At 66.5% G+C, this 15851-nt stretch carries 16 protein-coding genes and 1 pseudogene; 6 read left to right on the forward strand and 11 right to left on the reverse strand.

Features of this window, described 5'->3' with window-relative positions:
* The 4 genes from JNL31_RS04685 to JNL31_RS04700 all read right to left on the reverse strand — a co-directional run.
* Window positions 1–765 (reverse strand): ABC transporter permease (locus JNL31_RS04685; RefSeq protein ID WP_294970590.1); only part of this gene is annotated, 765 nt, incomplete at its 3' end.
* Window positions 765–1631, reverse strand: a complete 867-nt coding sequence (locus JNL31_RS04690) for an ABC transporter permease (RefSeq protein WP_294970592.1) — start codon at window positions 1629–1631, stop codon at window positions 765–767. The genes JNL31_RS04690 and JNL31_RS04685, both read right to left, overlap by 1 nt.
* A complete protein-coding gene (locus JNL31_RS04695; protein WP_294970594.1) occupies window positions 1628–2704 on the reverse strand; it encodes an ABC transporter ATP-binding protein in 1077 nt (358 codons plus the stop codon). The genes JNL31_RS04690 and JNL31_RS04695 overlap by 4 nt, the downstream gene beginning before the upstream one ends.
* 175 nt (window positions 2705–2879) lie before the next feature.
* Entirely contained in the window at window positions 2880–4073 is a 1194-nt protein-coding gene (locus tag JNL31_RS04700) for an MFS transporter (protein ID WP_294970596.1), read from the reverse strand.
* 184 nt (window positions 4074–4257) lie between these two features.
* Here JNL31_RS04700 and JNL31_RS04705 point away from each other — a divergent pair, with 184 nt between their 5' ends.
* The 3 genes from JNL31_RS04705 to JNL31_RS04715 are packed head-to-tail and all read left to right on the forward strand — an operon-like array spanning window position 4258 to window position 7406.
* Window positions 4258–4740, forward strand: a complete 483-nt coding sequence (locus JNL31_RS04705; RefSeq protein ID WP_294970598.1) for a MarR family transcriptional regulator — start codon at window positions 4258–4260, stop codon at window positions 4738–4740.
* Complete coding sequence (locus tag JNL31_RS04710) at window positions 4737–5867, forward strand: HlyD family secretion protein (RefSeq protein ID WP_294970600.1); 1131 nt, start codon at window positions 4737–4739, stop codon at window positions 5865–5867. Before JNL31_RS04705 ends, JNL31_RS04710 begins: the two co-directional genes overlap by 4 nt.
* 6 nt (window positions 5868–5873) lie before the next feature.
* On the forward strand, window positions 5874–7406 hold the full coding sequence (locus tag JNL31_RS04715; RefSeq protein WP_294970602.1) for a DHA2 family efflux MFS transporter permease subunit: 1533 nt from the start codon (window positions 5874–5876) through the stop codon (window positions 7404–7406).
* On the opposite strand, the gene JNL31_RS04720 is transcribed toward JNL31_RS04715, so the two are convergent.
* The 7 genes from JNL31_RS04720 to JNL31_RS04750 form a co-directional block, all read right to left on the reverse strand.
* A complete protein-coding gene (locus JNL31_RS04720; RefSeq protein WP_294970604.1) occupies window positions 7407–8303 on the reverse strand; it encodes an ornithine cyclodeaminase in 897 nt (298 codons plus the stop codon).
* Window positions 8300–8923 (reverse strand): HAD family phosphatase, encoded by a 624-nt coding sequence (locus tag JNL31_RS04725; protein ID WP_294970606.1) that lies wholly within the window; start codon window positions 8921–8923, stop codon window positions 8300–8302. The genes JNL31_RS04720 and JNL31_RS04725 overlap by 4 nt, the downstream gene beginning before the upstream one ends.
* Window positions 8913–9848: a DMT family transporter gene (locus JNL31_RS04730; protein ID WP_294970608.1), complete on the reverse strand. Its 936-nt coding sequence runs from the start codon at window positions 9846–9848 to the stop codon at window positions 8913–8915. Before JNL31_RS04730 ends, JNL31_RS04725 begins: the two co-directional genes overlap by 11 nt.
* A 72-nt stretch (window positions 9849–9920) precedes the next feature.
* Entirely contained in the window at window positions 9921–10412 is a 492-nt protein-coding gene (locus JNL31_RS04735) for a hypothetical protein (protein WP_294970610.1), read from the reverse strand.
* A 172-nt stretch (window positions 10413–10584) separates the two neighbouring features.
* Window positions 10585–11064 (reverse strand): CAP domain-containing protein, encoded by a 480-nt coding sequence (locus tag JNL31_RS04740; RefSeq protein WP_294970611.1) that lies wholly within the window; start codon window positions 11062–11064, stop codon window positions 10585–10587.
* Complete coding sequence (fghA, locus tag JNL31_RS04745) at window positions 11042–11872, reverse strand: S-formylglutathione hydrolase (protein WP_294970613.1); 831 nt, start codon at window positions 11870–11872, stop codon at window positions 11042–11044. The genes JNL31_RS04740 and fghA overlap by 23 nt, the downstream gene beginning before the upstream one ends.
* Window positions 11869–12804 (reverse strand): AEC family transporter, encoded by a 936-nt coding sequence (locus JNL31_RS04750; protein ID WP_294970614.1) that lies wholly within the window; start codon window positions 12802–12804, stop codon window positions 11869–11871. Before JNL31_RS04750 ends, fghA begins: the two co-directional genes overlap by 4 nt.
* 381 nt (window positions 12805–13185) lie before the next feature.
* Here JNL31_RS04750 and JNL31_RS04755 point away from each other — a divergent pair, with 381 nt between their 5' ends.
* From JNL31_RS04755 to JNL31_RS04765, 3 genes and pseudogenes are all read left to right on the forward strand, one after another.
* Complete coding sequence (locus JNL31_RS04755; protein ID WP_294970616.1) at window positions 13186–14691, forward strand: serine/threonine-protein kinase; 1506 nt, start codon at window positions 13186–13188, stop codon at window positions 14689–14691.
* A gap of 124 nt (window positions 14692–14815) precedes the next feature.
* Window positions 14816–15583, forward strand: a complete 768-nt coding sequence (locus tag JNL31_RS04760; protein ID WP_294970618.1) for an FHA domain-containing protein — start codon at window positions 14816–14818, stop codon at window positions 15581–15583.
* Window positions 15567–15851, forward strand: a pseudogene (locus JNL31_RS04765) (serine/threonine-protein phosphatase); the annotation flags it as partial. The gene JNL31_RS04760 and the pseudogene JNL31_RS04765, both read left to right, overlap by 17 nt.

The raw sequence follows: 15851 nt of genomic DNA on the forward strand, positions 1-15851 counted from the left end.
GACGACAAGCGCCGAGGCCGCGACCATCAGCGAGGACACCGCGTTGACCTCGGGCGTGATGCCAAGGCGCAGCATCGAATAGATATGGACCGGCAGCGTGGTCGATCCGGGGCCGGAGAGCATGGACGAGATGATGAAATCATCGAGGCTGACGATAAAGGCGAGAAGCCACCCGGACAGCAGCCCCGGTGCCAGCAGCGGCAGGGTGATCAGCGTGAACCGCCGCAACGGCCGGGCGTAAAGATCGGCCGCTGCCACCTCGAGCCCCGGGTCCATCGAGGTCAGCCTCGCGGCAATCGGCAGATAGGCGAAGGGGATGCAGAAAGTGGTATGCGCGATGACCAGCGAGCCGAAGCCCAGGCCCAGGCCGATGGCGGAAAAGAAGATCAGGCTGGCGATGGCAGTAACGATCTCGGGCACCATCAGCGGAAAGTTCAGTACTGCATGGGCCGCCGTCCTGCGACGCACCCGCATCCGCACCATGGCCAATGCGGCGGCCGTGGCCATGACGGTGGCCAGGCTGGCCGCGATCACCGCCAGCAGGACCGAATTCAGCGTCGCCCGGCCGATTTCCTCGTTGGCGAAGACTGCCCGGTACCAGCGCAGGGAAACCCCGTCCAACCGGCTGATCGACCGTCCGTCGTTGAAGCTGTAAAGCACCAGGAACAGGATCGGCGCATAGAGGAAGGCCACCGCCAGCGCCGCCGTCAGGCCGGTGCCGGGCAGGTTGCGGGTATCGCTCGCGCGCCTGTCGAAAAGGGCCATCACGCCTCCTCCCGCGCGGCTCGGCGGGCGACCAGGATCAGCGCGACCAGGGTGACAGTCATCAGCACGGTCGACAGCGCCGCCCCGAAGGGCCAGTTGCGGCTGCCCTGGAACTGCATCCCGATCAGGTTGCCCAGCATCAGGGTCTTGCCGCCGCCGAGGATGTCGGGGGCCAGGTAGCTGCCGATGCCGGGGATGAAGACCAGCAGCCCCCCGGCAATCAGGCCGGGCCGCAGGATCGGCAGGATCACCGACCACACCGCCTGCCAGCGGCTGGCGTGCAGGTCGTAGGCGGCCTCCAGAAGCGAAAAGTCGAACCGTTCGATGGCTGCATAAAGCGGCAGGATCATGAAGGGCAGGAACGAGGACACCAGTCCCAGCCCGATGGCAAAGTTGTTGTAGGCCAGCGACAAAGGCCCGTCGGTCAGGCCCAGCGATTGCAGCGCACCATTGACCGGCCCCTCGTCGCGCAGGATCAAGAGCAGCGCGATGGTGCGGACCAGCAGGTTGACCCAATAGGGCACCGTCACCAGCATCAGCCACAGCGACTTTTTCCCCGCTGGCCTTGTCGCAATGAACCATGCGGTCGGCAGGCCTATCAGCAGACAGAGGATCGTGGCCAGCCCCGCCTGCACGACCGACCGGCCAAGGATTTGCAGGTAGTCGGCGTTGAAAGTCAGCGTGTCGTCGAAAATGTCCCGCTCGAACAAGAGCCGGACATAGGCCTCGGCCGATGGCTGCCAGATAACGCCGCCGTATTGCGCGGGGCTCAGCACCGAGTAGAGCGTGGTCAGCGAAATCGGCAGCGCCATGAAGATCAGGATCGTGCCCAGCGACGGGGCGAGAAGCAGGCGGTGGAGCTTCATGATGCCAGGACCCGGATGGCCCCGGCCTCGGGTCGCAGGGCAACACGGTCGCCGGGCGAGAAATCCAGCGCCCCGCGCAGGCCGCCCCGCGGCAGGGTGACATGCAGGGGCACCGCGGCTCCTTCCAGCCGGAAGGACAGCTCATTGCCCATGTAGATGCGCTCGACCACGGTGAGCGGCCCCAGGTCGTCCTTCGCTTTCTGGGTCGCGGGCAGGATCGCGAGCCTTTCGGGGCGGATGACCAGCGTCACTGCGGCACCAGGCTCCCCTGTCGCCGGGATCACACCCAGACCCTCTGCCTCGGCACCCTGCGACCCGATCCGTGCAGGGATCAGGTTCGCGCCGCCAATGAAATCGGCAACAAAGCGGTTGGCGGGGGCCTCGTAGATCTCATCCGGCCGACCGAGCTGCTGGACCCGCCCGCCCTGCATCACCGCGATCCGGTCCGACATCGCCAAAGCCTCGTCCTGATCATGGGTGACGAAGACAAAGGTGATGCCGGTCTCGCGCTGCAGGGCCTTCAGCTCCGACCGCATCCGCTGCCGCAGCTTTGCGTCCAGCGCCGACAGAGGCTCGTCCAGGAGCAGGATCTTCGGCCCTGGCGCCAAGGCACGGGCAAGGGCCACCCGCTGCTTCTGGCCACCCGAAAGCTGGTCCGGGCGGCGATGTTCCATTCCCTCAAGCCCGACCAGAGCCACCATTCGGGCCACGCTTGCGGCAATCTCGGACTGCGGACTGCCCAGCATCCGCAGGGCAAAACCGACGTTCTGCGCCACCGTCAGATGCGGAAACAGGGCATAGTGCTGGAACACCGTGTTCACCGGCCGATCCTCGGGTGGCAGGCCCGCCACGTCCTCGCCGAAGATGGAAATCTGGCCCGAAGTCGGCTGATCGAAGCCGGCAATAAGGCGCAGCAGAGTGGTCTTGCCGCAGCCCGAGGGCCCGAGCAGAGTGAAGAACTCATTCGCCCGGATGGACAGGTCGATGCCGTCCAGCGCGCGGTGGGCCGACGCCCCCCTGCCGTAGCTCCGGCCAAGTCCGATCAGCTGACAGGCCTCGCTCGCGTGCTGCACCGTGATGTTCCCAGATTGCTGCTCTGGACCAGAGATTGGCCGACCCGTCCCTCCCGGTCATGTTACCAAGAAGGGGTACGGCGTCGGCAGGATCACTCGCCTGCCGTGGGCTGCATGAAGCCCTCGGGACCGCACATGAACAGCTCGCGGATGTAGCGATCCGCCGCCGAGGACCCTATGCCCCGGTCTTCGGCAGGAACCAGGTCACAAGGCCCACGACCGGCAGGACCGAGCAGATCACATAGACCTCGTGCAGCCCGATCCGGTCGGCCAGGGCACCCAGAAGCGCCGCCGCCACACCGCCCAGCGCAAAGTTCAGCCCGTAGAACACCCCGCCGATCAGGCCGATCCGTCCCGGCATCAGGTCCATGGCGTAAAGCATGATCGAGGCGAAGGCGCTGGCCATGACCAGGTTGATCAGCACGGTCAGCGCAACCGTCCCCGCCAGCCCGACATGCGGCAGCATGAGGGTCAGCGGCAGCGGGCCAAGGATGGAAATCCAGATGATCCGGTGCCGCCCGATCCGGTCGCCGACGATTCCGCCGATCAGCACGCCGATCGCCGACGAGATGAAGATCACGAACAGAAGCACCTGCGACTGCGCGATCGAGACGCCGAAGGTCTCGATGACGTAGAAGGTGTAGAACGACCGGAAGCTTTCCTGATAGGCCAGCTTCGAGGCCATCAGCAGGATCAGGATCACCAGCCCCAGCCGGACCTGGCCCGGGCTCAGCGCTGCCGTTGCCTGCGACCGCGCCGCCGTCGCCGTCACATGGAACGCCTCGCGCAGGCGGTCGTGGTGGCGCGCGATGCCGATCAAGAGGACCATGGCCAGGACCGGCGCCACGGCAAAGCCCGCCAGGCTCGACTGCCCCAGGGGCACGATCACCAGCGCCGCCGCCAGCGGTGCCACCGCCCCGCCGACCTGGCCGCCGACCTGGAAGATGCCCTGCGCCAGCCCCGCCCGGCCCTGCGCGGCGTAGCGCGCCATCCGTGTCGCCTCGGGGTGGAAGATCGACGAGCCGATGCCGATGCAGGCAACCGAGGCAAGGACCATCGCATAGCTCGGCGCGAAGGCCAGTGCCGTGATGCCGGTCAGCGTGAACCCCATGCCGACTGCGGCGGAATAGGGCAGCGGCCGGCGGTCGGTGTAAAGCCCGACCAGCGGCTGGAACAGCGACCCGGCGATCTGGAAGGTCATGGTGATCATCCCGATCTGCACCAGATCCAGCGCGAACTCCGCCCTCAGGATCGGATAGATCGCCGGGATCAGCGCCTGGATCAGGTCGTTCAGCAGATGGCAAATCCCCAGCACGACCAGCAGCAGCACAAAGGTTGCGCCCTCGGGCCGGGCGGTCATCGTCGTCATCTGCAACTCTCCCATCCCTCGGCAGCCCGGCGCGCTGCCCCTCGGAAGGGAAGTGTGACGCCAAGCTCCCGGCTTTGGAAGGGGCGGCGCTGCACGGATGCCATGCGGTGCACGCAAGCCTGCCATGCAAACGGGCGTCATCGCACCGCTTGAATGATAGCTGCGCTTATAGTAAGCACGCTTAATGAATCATCGCATCGAAAAACTCGGACCCCTGCTGCAAGAGGCGTCCCGCAAGCTCTGGAGCCGGTTCGAGCACCGGACCGCCGCGCACGGGCTGTCGGCGGCGCAATGGCGCCTGCTTGGCCAGCTTCTGCGCGAAGGGCCATCCACCCAGGCAGCACTTGCCACGCTGCTGGAGGTCGAGCCGATCAGCGTCTCGCGTCTGATCGACCGGATGGAACAGGGCGGCTGGCTGCGCCGCGAAGCGCATCCCGACGACCGCCGCGCGCGCATCGTGGTGGCGACCGACAAGGCCCGCCAGATCGGCCCGGAGGCAAAGCAGATCATCGAGGCGATCTACGACGAGGCGCTCGCCGGGCTCACCGACGCCGACCGCCGCGTCTTCCATGCCGCACTCCTGAAGATCACCGAAAACCTGAAGGCCCCCGACCCCGCCGTGGGTTCGGCCGCCCCTGCCCCCTCACCGATCGAGACCGTGAAATGAACGCCCGCACCTCGCCCATCGAAGCTTCCGCCGCCGCTGCACCGGCATCGCCTGCCCCCGTGTCGGCACCCGATCCGACGCCCGCGCCCAGGAAGGCCCGCCCGCTGCGCAAGGCGCTCCTGATGCTGTCGGTGCCCGCCCTTCTGGTGGCGGGCGTCGGCGGCTGGTGGCTGACCGGGGCGGCTCAGGAAAGCACCGAAAACGCCTATCTGCACCAGGCGCGCATCTCGGTCGCGCCCACGGTGGCGGGCCGCGTCGTCGCGGTGAACGTGCATGAATTGCAGCCGGTCAAGGCCGGGGACTTGCTGTTCCAGGTCGATCCGCAGCCCTACGAGCTGGCTGTCGCGCAGGCCCAGGCCGCCGTGAACGCGGCCCGGTTGCAGGTCGAACAGCTGAAGGCCGCCCTTGCGCAGGCCGAAGCGCAGGCCGCGCTCGCCGCGGATGATGCCACCTACCAGGCGGACGAACTGGCCCGGCAGCAGGCCCTGTCGGGCAAGGGCGTGACCTCGACCAGCGCGCTGGACGAAACCCGTCACGCCAGCCAACAGGCCCGCGAAAAGGCCGAGGTCGCCAAGCTGACCGCCGACGCCGCCCGTGCCGCGCTCGGGGGCGACCCAGCCGCCGCGACCGACGACCACCCCGCCGTCCGGGCCGCCATGGCCGAGCTGGACCGGGCCAATTACAACCTCTCCGTCACCCGCGTCACCGCGCCTGCGGACGGGGTGATCTATCAGGCCGCCTCGTTCCACGAAGGGGTGATGCTGGCCGCCGGGCAGCCGGTCTTTGCGCTGGTCGAAACCGGCGAAGCCTGGGTTGACGCCAATTTCAAGGAAACCCAGCTTGCCGACCTGGCTCCAGGGCAGAAGGCCGAGGTCGAGTTCGACGCGGCGCCGGGCCGGACCTTCACCGGCACGGTCGAGGCCATCGGCGCCGGCACCGGGGCGGAGTTTTCGCTCCTGCCCGCGCAGAACGCGACCGGCAACTGGGTGAAGGTGACGCAGCGTGTGCCGGTACGGATCAAGCTGGACGATCCGGCCGGAGCGGCGGCCCTTGCCTCGGGCCTGAGCGCGGACGTGACCGTCGACACCTCGGCCGCCGCCGACACACAGCTGGCGGCCAGGGAGTAAGGTCCGATGTCCGACATCCCGGAAGCGGTGCCCGTCGGCCCTGCGGGATCGGCCCCGTCCATCGAGGTCAAGCATCGCGGGCTGATCACGCTGTCGATCATGGCGGCGACGATCATGCAGGTCCTGGATACGACCATCGCCAACGTCGCGCTGCCGTCGATGACCGGCGATCTCGGCGCCTCGCAGGACACGATCACCTGGGTCCTGACCAGCTATATCGTCGCGGCGGCGATCATGACGCCCGTCACGGGCTGGCTCGCCGACCGCCTGGGCAAGCGCGAGCTGTTCCTGATTTCCATCGTCGGCTTCGTCGCCAGCTCGCTCGCCTGCGGCATCGCCTGGAGCCTGCCGTCCATGGTCGCCTTCCGCCTGATGCAGGGCGTCTTCGGCGCGGCCATCGTGCCCCTGTCGCAGACTTTCCTCCTCGACATCAACCCGCGCGAGCGGGCCGGGCAGGCCATGGCGATGTGGGGCGCCGGGATCATGGTCGGCCCGATCATCGGCCCCACCCTCGGCGGCTGGCTGACCGAAAGCTACAACTGGCGCTGGGTCTTCCTGATCAACCTTCCCGTCGGCGCGCTGGCGCTTCTGGGCTGCCTCGCCTACCTGCCGCGCATTCCCCGCAAGCGGCGCAGCTTCGACATGACGGGCTTCGCGCTCTTGTCGCTCGCCATCGGCGCCTTGCAGCTGATGCTCGACCGGGGCGGCGAGGTCGACTGGTTCGCCGCCGCCGAGACCTGGATCTACCTTCTCCTCACCATCTCGGGCTTCTGGATGTTCTGCGTCCACATCCTGACCAAGGAACACCCGTTCCTCGATCCCCAGATGTTCCGCGACCGCAACTTCCGCATCGGCCTGATCTTCATCTTCGTCGTCGGCATCATCCTCCTGGCCAGCCTCGCGCTCCTCCCCCCCATGCTGTCGCGCATCCTGGGCTATCCCGTCATCACCACCGGCTGGGTCATGGCCCCGCGCGGGGTGGGCACGATGATCTCGATGCTGGTCGTCGGCCGCCTGGTCCGCGTCGTCGACCCCCGCGCGCTGGTGCTGGCGGGCCTGACGCTGACCGCCCTGTCGCTTTACGAGATGACCGGCTTCACCCCGCAGATGGACAGCTGGCCGATCATCCGCAGCGGTATCGTGCAGGGCCTGGGCCTCGGCCTCGTCTTCGTGCCGCTCTCGACCATCGCCTTCGCCACGCTGGAGCCCCGCTTCCGCGCCGATGCGACCAGCCTGTTCAGCCTGGTGCGCAACATCGGCTCCTCCATCGGTATCTCCATCGTCACCGCCGCGCTGACCCGCAACATCCAGATCAACCATGGCGAGCTTGGCGCCTTCATCCAGCCCTACAACCCGGTGCTGGCCAAGGCTTTCCCCGCCGCTGTCAGCGGCGATCCCACGACCCTGCAAACCCTGGACAACCTGGTCAACATCCAGGCCGCGATGATCTCCTACGTCGACGATTTCTACCTGATGATGTGGGTCACGCTTCTGGCCATGCCGCTGGCGCTGATCCTGCGTCGCCCGGCCCGGGCCTGATCACCGGGCCCGCCAGCACGCTGCGATGTAACTCGCCGTCATCAGGTCCAGATGCGCCCCGCCGCCGTTCTTGGCGATGGTGATCTCGTCCTCCGACCGGCGGCTGAACAGTGCCGGATCGTCGTAGAAATCCGCCACCACATCGGCTTCCGTGATCGCTCCCGAAGCAATCGGGTCCATCAACTCGCCGATGTGATGGATCGTGGTCTTGCGGCTGTCCACGAAGACCCGCGCGCGTTGCATCGCCCGGTCGTCCACCTCGCGCATCCCCGGCTTGTAGGCGCCGATCAGGTCGATGTGCTGGCCTGGCTGCAACCACTCGCCCTTGATCAGCGGGCTGGTCGCCATCGTGGCCGAGCAGATCACGTCGGCCTTCCTGACCGCCGTCTCCAGATCATCCGCCACCGGCAGGCCCATCGCCGCGGCACTCTCGCGGGTCCGGCTCCAGACGGTGAACCGCGCCTCGGGGAAGACCGAGGAATAGGCCTCGACCATGCTCCGCGCCACTGCCCCCGCGCCGACCAGCAGGAACTCCCGCGACTCCTTCCGGGCCAGGCGCGAGGCCGACAACAGACTGTCCCCCGCCGTCTTCCACTTCGTCACCAGATGGAAATCGAGGATCGCGTTCAGATCGCCCGTCACGTCGTCGAACAGGCTGACCACGCCATAGATCGTCGGCAGACCCTTGGCCGCATTGCCCGGAAACACCGTCGCCGCCTTGACCAGCGCCCCCAGCCCGTCGATCCAGGCGCCCCGGTTCAGGATCGTGTCCTTGTCACGATACAGGAACATGTCCTTGATGTCAGAGAGCGGCAGCCTGTGCCCCGCCTCGAAGGCGTCAAGCAGCCCGCGCCAGGACAAAAGCGCCTCGGCCTCTTTCGGAACGATCTCGGTCACAGTCCTGCTTCCTTCATGGTCAAAAGTCCCTCGGCCACCAGGCGTTCTGCCCAGCCCTGCCAGCTTTCGAATTGATGCGTCCGCCAGCCCCTCCGGGCGGCGGCGGTGATGTTGTCGGCCCGGTCATCGGCGAACAGCAGCCGGTCCGGCGCGATGCCGCAGTCATCCTCCACCGCCTGATAGATGCGCGGATCGGGTTTGGAAACCCGCAACCGGCCCGAGACATATTCGCGGTCGAACTCGCCCAGGAAATCCAGCTTGCTCCGCGCTTCCTCATAGGAGTAGCTGCCGAAATTCGTCAGGCAGAACACCGGCACACCCTTGGCCCGCAAGGCCCTGAGCAGCGCAATGGAGCCCTCGATGCGCGGGCTCGCCAGCTCGATCCAGCGGTCATACCACATGCGGATTTCCGCGGCCCAATCCGGGTGCCGGTCGGCCCAACCGTAGATCGTCTCGCGGAACAGCGCCCCGTCATCGACCAGCGCATTCATCCCGTGCAGGTCCACCGCGCCGAACAAGGCGCGCCGCCGGTCCTCACCCAGCACCCGGTCGTAGAAGGCCTCGGGCTGCCAGCGGGTCAGCACGTTGCCGATGTCGAAGATCACTGCCTCAGGCTGCATCGCTTTCCCGTCTCAGCACCGTTTCCCGCCAGATCACATAAAGGCCGGAGCCGCAGATCAGCGCAATCCCCACCCAGGACACCGCATCCGGGAAGGTGCCAAAGACCACCAGCCCCCAGAGGATCGCCAGCGGCATGCCCACATATTCGAAGGGTGCGATCAGCCCGGCTTCCGTTGTGCGATAGGCCTGCGTCACCATCATCCCGCCGATGCCGACCGACAGCCCGGTGGCCAGGAACACCGGCCAGTCCTCCAACGGCGGCCAGATCCATGGCCGGAACAGGAAGGCCCAAAGCTTGTTGTCGGTCGCCAGATGCCCGTCGCCGACCCAGAGGCCCATCGCCAGACTGACCACGATGAACCCGGCCTGCACATAGAAACTTAGCGTCATCGCGCTTTCGGTGCCGCCCATGTGCCGCACCAAGAGGTTGCCGCTGGCGTACATCACCGCCGAGATCAGCACCAGAAGCGCCGCGGGCTGGATCACCCCCGCCCCGGGGCGCAGCATGACGATCACCCCCAGCATCCCGATCATCACCGCCGCCCAGCGGCGCGGCCCGACCTTCTCGCCCAGGAAGACGATGGACAGCAGCGTGATGATGATCGGGCTGACATAGGCCACCGCCACCGCATCGGCCAGATCAAGCGTCGCAAGGCCGACGAAATAGGTGACATTGGAAATCATGACGATGCAGACCCGCGCCAGATGCGTGCTGGGGCGGCTGGTGGCAAGCTGGGAAAAGCCGCGCTCCGACCGGCTGATGACGAACAGGATGAAGGCCATCGCGACGAAGGCCCGGATCAGGATCACCTGATGCAGCGCATAGCCGCCCGACAGGAACTTGATCGAGACGTCGTTGACCGAAAAGATCAGCGTGCCGCCGATGGCGAACAGGATGCCGGTCAGGGCGGGGGAACGTGCCATGGCGGCAGATGATCCGCGCCACCCGGTTCCGTCTGTCCTGCCCGCGACATCCGCTGACGCGGGCAGGCAGGGTCAGGGATTGGTCGCTGCTCCTGCCGCCGCCGTCAGCTCATCCACCTTCGCCTGAAGCGCCGCCGCCTGTTCGGTCAGCGTGGCCTTTTCGGCGGTCAGGGCAGCGACCTGATCGGTCAGCTGCGCCTTCTCGGTCTCCAGCGCCATCACCTTTTCCGACAGGCTGGTCCGCTCGCCCTCCATGGTCGCGGCCATTTCGGTCAGCTTGGTCTTGTCGGCCTCCAGCGCCGTCACCTTGTCCAGAAGCCCCTTCGCCTCGGTCTCGACCGCCGCCGCCGCATCCGCAGCCGCCTTGGCCGCCGCTTCGCCCTCGGCCTTCAACGCGGCCATCTCGTCGGTCAGTTTCGCCTTCTCGGCCTCCAGCGCCGTGACCGCCTCGGACTTGGCGGCAAGATCGGCCTGGACCGCATTGCCCTTCTGGCTGGACTGGTAGGCGAAGAATCCCAGGATCGCCGCAACGGCGACCAGCGCAATCGTCAGCAAGTTCCGCATCACGTCACTCCCTTCCGTTCGGAATGACGCTACCCGCAACAGGGACCACCGCACAACAGACATGGCAACGGCACTTGGTCGCGTGAGGATCACAAGTTAAGGAATGCTGAACGTCCGCAAGCAACCCACTGAAAAGGTTGACTCGGATTTCTTGTCCACCGTGGACACGCCTTCACCCCGGCGCGGCGAAGACCTGCACCCAGTAGTAGCGCAAGGGGGCCGGATTGCCCCGGATCGGCCGGTCGTCCGCCTGGTAGACCACCGCGATCCCGGTCTCGGTCATCCGGCAGTTCAGGATATTCCGCCGGTGCCCCGCGCTGTGCAGCCAGCTCGCCACCACCTGCCCCGCCGACTTCTGCCCCGCCGCGATATTCTCCGCCGCCGTCCGGTAGTCATAGCCCTGCCGCGCGATCCTGCTGGAAAACTTCGAGCCGTCCTTCCCCGCATGCCCGAAGAAGTTCTGCTCCGCCATCGCCCGCGCGTGGGATTTCGCCGCCGCCACCAGCTTCCCGTTGACATGCAGCGGCCCGCACCCCGCCTTCGCCCGCGCCGCGTTGATCGCCGTCAGGACCGACTCCGCCGGGCCAGCCGCTACCGGCGGCGCCAACGACAAGGCCAGCAGCAGCCCGCTAGCCCAGGAAAGCCTGCGCATGGAACGACACATGGTCCTCCATGAAGGTCGAGACAAAGAAATAGCTGTGATCATAGCCCTTCTGCATCCGGAATGTCCCCCCCTGACGCGCGGCGGCCATCGCTTCGGCCAGCGCCTCGGGGCGGAGCTTGTCGAGGAACTGGTCCGACGTCCCCTGGTCGACCAGCATCGGCCCGTCGAATCCCCGGCGCCGCATCAGCACCGTCGCATCATGCGCGGCCCAGGTGGACTCGTCTTTCCCGAGATAGGCAGAAAATTGCGGACGGCCCCAGTCACTCGCCGTGGGGTTGCAGATCGGCGCGAAGGCCGAGACGGATTTGAACCGCCCCGGAAAGCTCATCGCGATGGTCAGCGCGCCGTGCCCGCCCATCGAATGCCCGGTGATCCCCTGCACCTCCTCGGCCAGCGGGAAGGCGTTGAACAGCAGCCGGGGCAGTTCGTCCGTCACATAGTCCCACATCCGGAAATGCGGCGCCCAGGGTTTCTGCGTCGCGTTCACATAGAACCCCGCCCCCTGCCCCAGCGCGAAGTCGGGATCGTTCGCCACCCCCTCGCCACGCGGCGAGGTGTCAGGAAAACAGAGCGCGATCCCCGCCTCCGCCGCCCAGCGCTGCGCGCCGGCCTTGACCATCGCGTTCTCATGCGTGCAGGTCAGGCCCGACAGGAACCACAGCAGCGGCACCGGCCCGTCCTCGGCCTGTTCGGGCAGGAAAAGACCAAAGGTCATGTCCCCGCCAGTCGCCTGCGAGGCATGGCTGTAGACGCCCTGAACGCCGCCGAAGGCCCGGTTTTCCGAGACGGTTTTCATGTGTAGCCCCCCTGGCTGACTAGTGCGATCACCGCTGTCACGGTCAGGACCGACGCGGCGGTCGACAGAAGGATCGCGGTGGAAACCCGTTGTGGCGCAACGCGGTAGTGCTGCGCAAGGATGAAGACGTTGCCCGCCACCGGCAGGGCGGCGGCGGCGATCATCACCCCCGCCGCATAGCCGGAGACGCCGAGCAGCCAGCAGGCCGCGGCGACCATGGCAGGGTGCAGGACCAGCTTCGAGACAGAAAGCCAGGCCGCGACCTCGATCCGTTCTGCCGACCGACCGGCCAGCGAGGCGCCGATGGCGAAGAGCGCGCAGGGCGTGGCGGCAGCGCCAAGGAGTGTCATGAACTCGCCCACCGGGCCGGGCAGGGCAAGGCCGGTCGCGCCCCAGAGAATGCCCAGGACAACCGAGACGATCATCGGGTTCTTCACCAGCCCGACGGCAAGTTTGCCAAAGGTCTGCGGGCTGACCCGACCGGCACGCAGGCCGGTGATCGCCATGGTCAGGATCGAGGAGAAGACGATCAGGTCGACCGCCAGCACCAGGAGCACCGGGCCCACCGCCTGCGGGCCAAGCAGCAGCGAAAGCATCGGTATGCCCAGGAACCCCACGTTGCCTATCACGCCGGTATGCGCCTCGAACACGGCCTCTTCCCGGCTCGTGCCCCGCCCCAATGCCACCAGGGCGACCAGAAGCCAGACCAGACCCGTCCCCAGCGTATAGGCGAAGACGAAGCGCCAGTTGAAGATTGCCGTGACGTCCAGATTTGCGGCGAAGCCGAAGAGCATGGCCGACAGCGCGAAGTAGAAGACGAAACGGGTCAGATAGGCGGTGGCTTCCTCGGAGAAGAACCGGGTGCGTCCGGCCAGATAGCCCAGCCCGATCAGGGCAAAGAACGGTAGGGTTTTCAGGAAGATCGCCAGCATGCGTCCGTGGTGTCACGCGCAGGACCAAAGGGCAAGGCCGGGGCAAGGGAATCGGGCAGGGGATGGGGTTTTCTCCTGTCGCCGCGTTGCTGGATAGCGCAGCGTCACCCGCAAAGGTTGTGGCAAAAGATGGGCGACTGCCGCGCCGATCATTGTTGCGGGAAAACACTGCCAAATTGGAGGCAAAGCAGCAAAAACACACACTTTGGCCAGAAAAACGAAGCTCCTGCGTGAAGGAGCCGGGCCGTTCCGCAGCGTCTGGTTGTGACATTGTGGCGGAAAAGGAACGAAATCGCTTCACGTTTTGGCCCAACTCAACGGCTAGACGTGGGGAAACGGCGCTTCTGATGGGGGATAGCAGAAGCGTGGAAGGGTGACGTGATGACTGCAGCAGCGCGCAAATTCGATGAGGTTGATCTCGGCACCGCGGCGGACGAGCTGCCGCCTGGAACAACGCTCCTGTTCGGCCAGTTCACGATCGAGTCCTTCCTCAACAGCGGTGGCTTCGGCATCGTCTATCTCGCTCGGGATTCGCTGGATCGTAAGGTCGTGATCAAGGAGTGCTTCCCCAGCACGTTCTGCCGCCGGATCGAGAAGGCCGTCGGCGCGCGGTCGCGCGCGCAACAGGATGAATTCCGCACCGCAGTCCGCGGCTTCCTGCAGGAAGCGGTGACGCTGTCGCAATTGCACCATCCCAACATCGTCAAGGTCCACCACGTCTTCGAAGACAACGACACCGCCTACATGGCGATGGACTACATCGACGGTCCCGATCTCTTGCAGACAGTCGAGGGTAGCGCCCGGCCGCTTACCCCGAAGCAGATCGTCGTTTTCCTGGACCGGATGCTGGATGCGCTCGGCCATGTCCATGCGCAGGGCCTGCTGCATCGCGATATTTCGCCGGATAACATGCTTGTCGACAAGGAAACCGGAGAGCCGATCCTGATCGACTTCGGCGCCTCGCGCAAGGAAGTCACCCGGAAAAGCCGCGCCGTATCGGGATTGCGGGTGGTGAAGGACGGGTATTCGCCGCAGGAGTTCTACGTCAGCGGCAGCAAGCAGGCGCCGTGCAGCGATCTCTACGCCCTCGCGGCCAGTTTCTACCACCTGATTTCGGGAGAGGTGCCGAAGACCTCGCAAGAGCGGCTGTCGGCGATTGCGGGGCGCGAGGGCGATCCGCTGCGCCCGCTTGCGGGACGGTTCCGGGCCTATCCGCGCGGCTTCCTGCAGGCGATCGACAAGGCGATGTCGATCTTCCCGCGCGACCGGCTGCAATCGGTCGCCGAATGGCGCGCGATGCTTGGGGAGGACACGACCAGCCCGGCGATCGCCCCTGTGATCCCCGGCGTGCCGTCCCGAACCCCGGCACCGACCCCTGCTGTCGCGCAGGCTGCTGCGGCTGCGTCCGCGCCTGCCACGACGGTCTTGCCGACCGTGCAGCCCATTGCGGCGGGCGCGCGCAATCTGCTGGTCGTGTCGGCGGCTGCGGTGCTCTTGCTGGTCGGCCTGCTTTCGTTGCCGTCAAGCCTGCGGTCGACCACCGCCCAGGGAATGGAGCCGGTCGCGACGACGGGGACCAGCAGCGCGGAAAAGCTCCTGGTCACGAACATGCTCCGCCTGCCGGGAGGCCTGGCGTTCGAGATGACCGACACGCCGACCGGAACCGAGACGATCGTCACCGCCGTTCCCGAAGGAATGGGCAACACCGTCGCGGCCGGGGACGTCCTGCTCGTCTACAGCCCGTCCGGAGAGACGCTGGGCACGGGCACGGCCCTGCGCGATATCCTGACGCGAGAGTTCGAAAAGGGCGTCACCACTTACAGTTTTGTTATTCGCCGCGGTGCAAGTACAATGGATGCGGAATTCCGGCTTGAGGTGGCCGGGTAGCCCTGCATCTGCCGAAACACGACGATGGGGAGAGAAAGCCTTGAAGTTCCTTCGCTCTATCTTTGGTGAGTCCGACGAGACGGGTCATTCCGCAGCCACGGCTGACGCGGGTCCCGATCCCGTGATGGCAGCCCTTGCCGAGCTTGAAGTGAAGCGGCTGCGCGAAGCTTTGGCCGCCGCATCGCCAGCCCCGGTCCCCGCACCCGACGCTGAAACTGCGCCCGACACGCCGGTCGCGCGGCCGCACCGGGTGGTCAAGGCCAAGGCGTCGCTGCCCGAGGGCATCGTCCCTGCGGCGCGCAGCATCTGGGACATCGAGGAAGAGGGTCCGACGCCCGAAAGCGCGGCGGCACTTTCGCCCGCCGCGACGGAAGCGCCGCGCCGCCCGAGCCGTACCAAGACCCGCGTCCTGGGCTTCGAGGCGCAGCCTGCCGCCGTCGTCCCGCTGTTCGAAGGTGTCGACGGCGCCCCCATCGCCGCTGTTTCCGCAGCTGCGGGCAAGGGCTATGCGATGTTCCCGGCGGGTTGGCTGGTGGTGAAGGACGGACCGGGCAAGGGCGCCTCGTTCGCCCTGTCGCAGGGCGTGTCGCAGATCGGACGCGGCACCGACCAGACGGTCGCCCTGGACTTTGGCGACATGGCGGTCTCGCGCCAGAACCATGCCGCCATCGCCTATGACCCGGTGACTCATGAATTCCACGTCGGCCATGGCGGCAAGTCCAATCTGGTGCGCCTGAACGGCAGACCGCTTTTGTCCACTGAAACCGCCGGTGACGGCGACGAAATCCAGATCGGCGAGACGACGCTGGTCCTGAAAGTATTGTGCACTCCCGAGTTCAACTGGTCCACCTACGAGGCGGAGGGAGACGGGCATGATATGGCGATCGCGTGAACCTCGCTACGATGTCGCCTCGGGCATAAGCCAGGGCGCGCGTGACTATCAGGAAGACGCGATCACGGCAGACTTTCCGGTCGGTGCCGAAGCCGGGTTCGTTGTCCTGGCCGATGGCATGGGCGGGCATGCGGCGGGCGATGTCGCCTCCAAGATCGTCCTGACCGAGGTCTTCAGCGAACTGAAGTTTCACTTCGCCGATGTCGAGGCCTTCGAATCCCGGGCGCCGGAGATCCTGCGCGGCGTGGCCGACCTTGCCAATGAAACC

This window comes from Tabrizicola sp., from assembly GCF_016792905.1.
Classification (GTDB): Bacteria; Pseudomonadota; Alphaproteobacteria; order Rhodobacterales; family Rhodobacteraceae; genus Tabrizicola.

Coding starts and splice junctions, on each gene's coding strand:
- JNL31_RS04760 (WP_294970618.1), top strand. CDS start 14,816: ATGGCAGCCCTTGCCGAGCTTGAAGTGAAGCGGCTGCGCGAAGCTTTG.
- JNL31_RS04740 (WP_294970611.1), bottom strand. CDS start 11,064: ATGCGCAGGCTTTCCTGGGCTAGCGGGCTGCTGCTGGCCTTGTCGTTG.
- JNL31_RS04710 (WP_294970600.1), top strand. CDS start 4,737: ATGAACGCCCGCACCTCGCCCATCGAAGCTTCCGCCGCCGCTGCACCG.
- JNL31_RS04690 (WP_294970592.1), bottom strand. CDS start 1,631: ATGAAGCTCCACCGCCTGCTTCTCGCCCCGTCGCTGGGCACGATCCTG.
- JNL31_RS04700 (WP_294970596.1), bottom strand. CDS start 4,073: ATGACGACGATGACCGCCCGGCCCGAGGGCGCAACCTTTGTGCTGCTG.
- JNL31_RS04735 (WP_294970610.1), bottom strand. CDS start 10,412: ATGCGGAACTTGCTGACGATTGCGCTGGTCGCCGTTGCGGCGATCCTG.
- JNL31_RS04750 (WP_294970614.1), bottom strand. CDS start 12,804: ATGCTGGCGATCTTCCTGAAAACCCTACCGTTCTTTGCCCTGATCGGG.
- JNL31_RS04705 (WP_294970598.1), top strand. CDS start 4,258: ATGAATCATCGCATCGAAAAACTCGGACCCCTGCTGCAAGAGGCGTCC.
- fghA (WP_294970613.1), bottom strand. CDS start 11,872: ATGAAAACCGTCTCGGAAAACCGGGCCTTCGGCGGCGTTCAGGGCGTC.
- JNL31_RS04730 (WP_294970608.1), bottom strand. CDS start 9,848: ATGGCACGTTCCCCCGCCCTGACCGGCATCCTGTTCGCCATCGGCGGC.
- JNL31_RS04715 (WP_294970602.1), top strand. CDS start 5,874: ATGTCCGACATCCCGGAAGCGGTGCCCGTCGGCCCTGCGGGATCGGCC.
- JNL31_RS04755 (WP_294970616.1), top strand. CDS start 13,186: ATGACTGCAGCAGCGCGCAAATTCGATGAGGTTGATCTCGGCACCGCG.
- JNL31_RS04725 (WP_294970606.1), bottom strand. CDS start 8,923: ATGCAGCCTGAGGCAGTGATCTTCGACATCGGCAACGTGCTGACCCGC.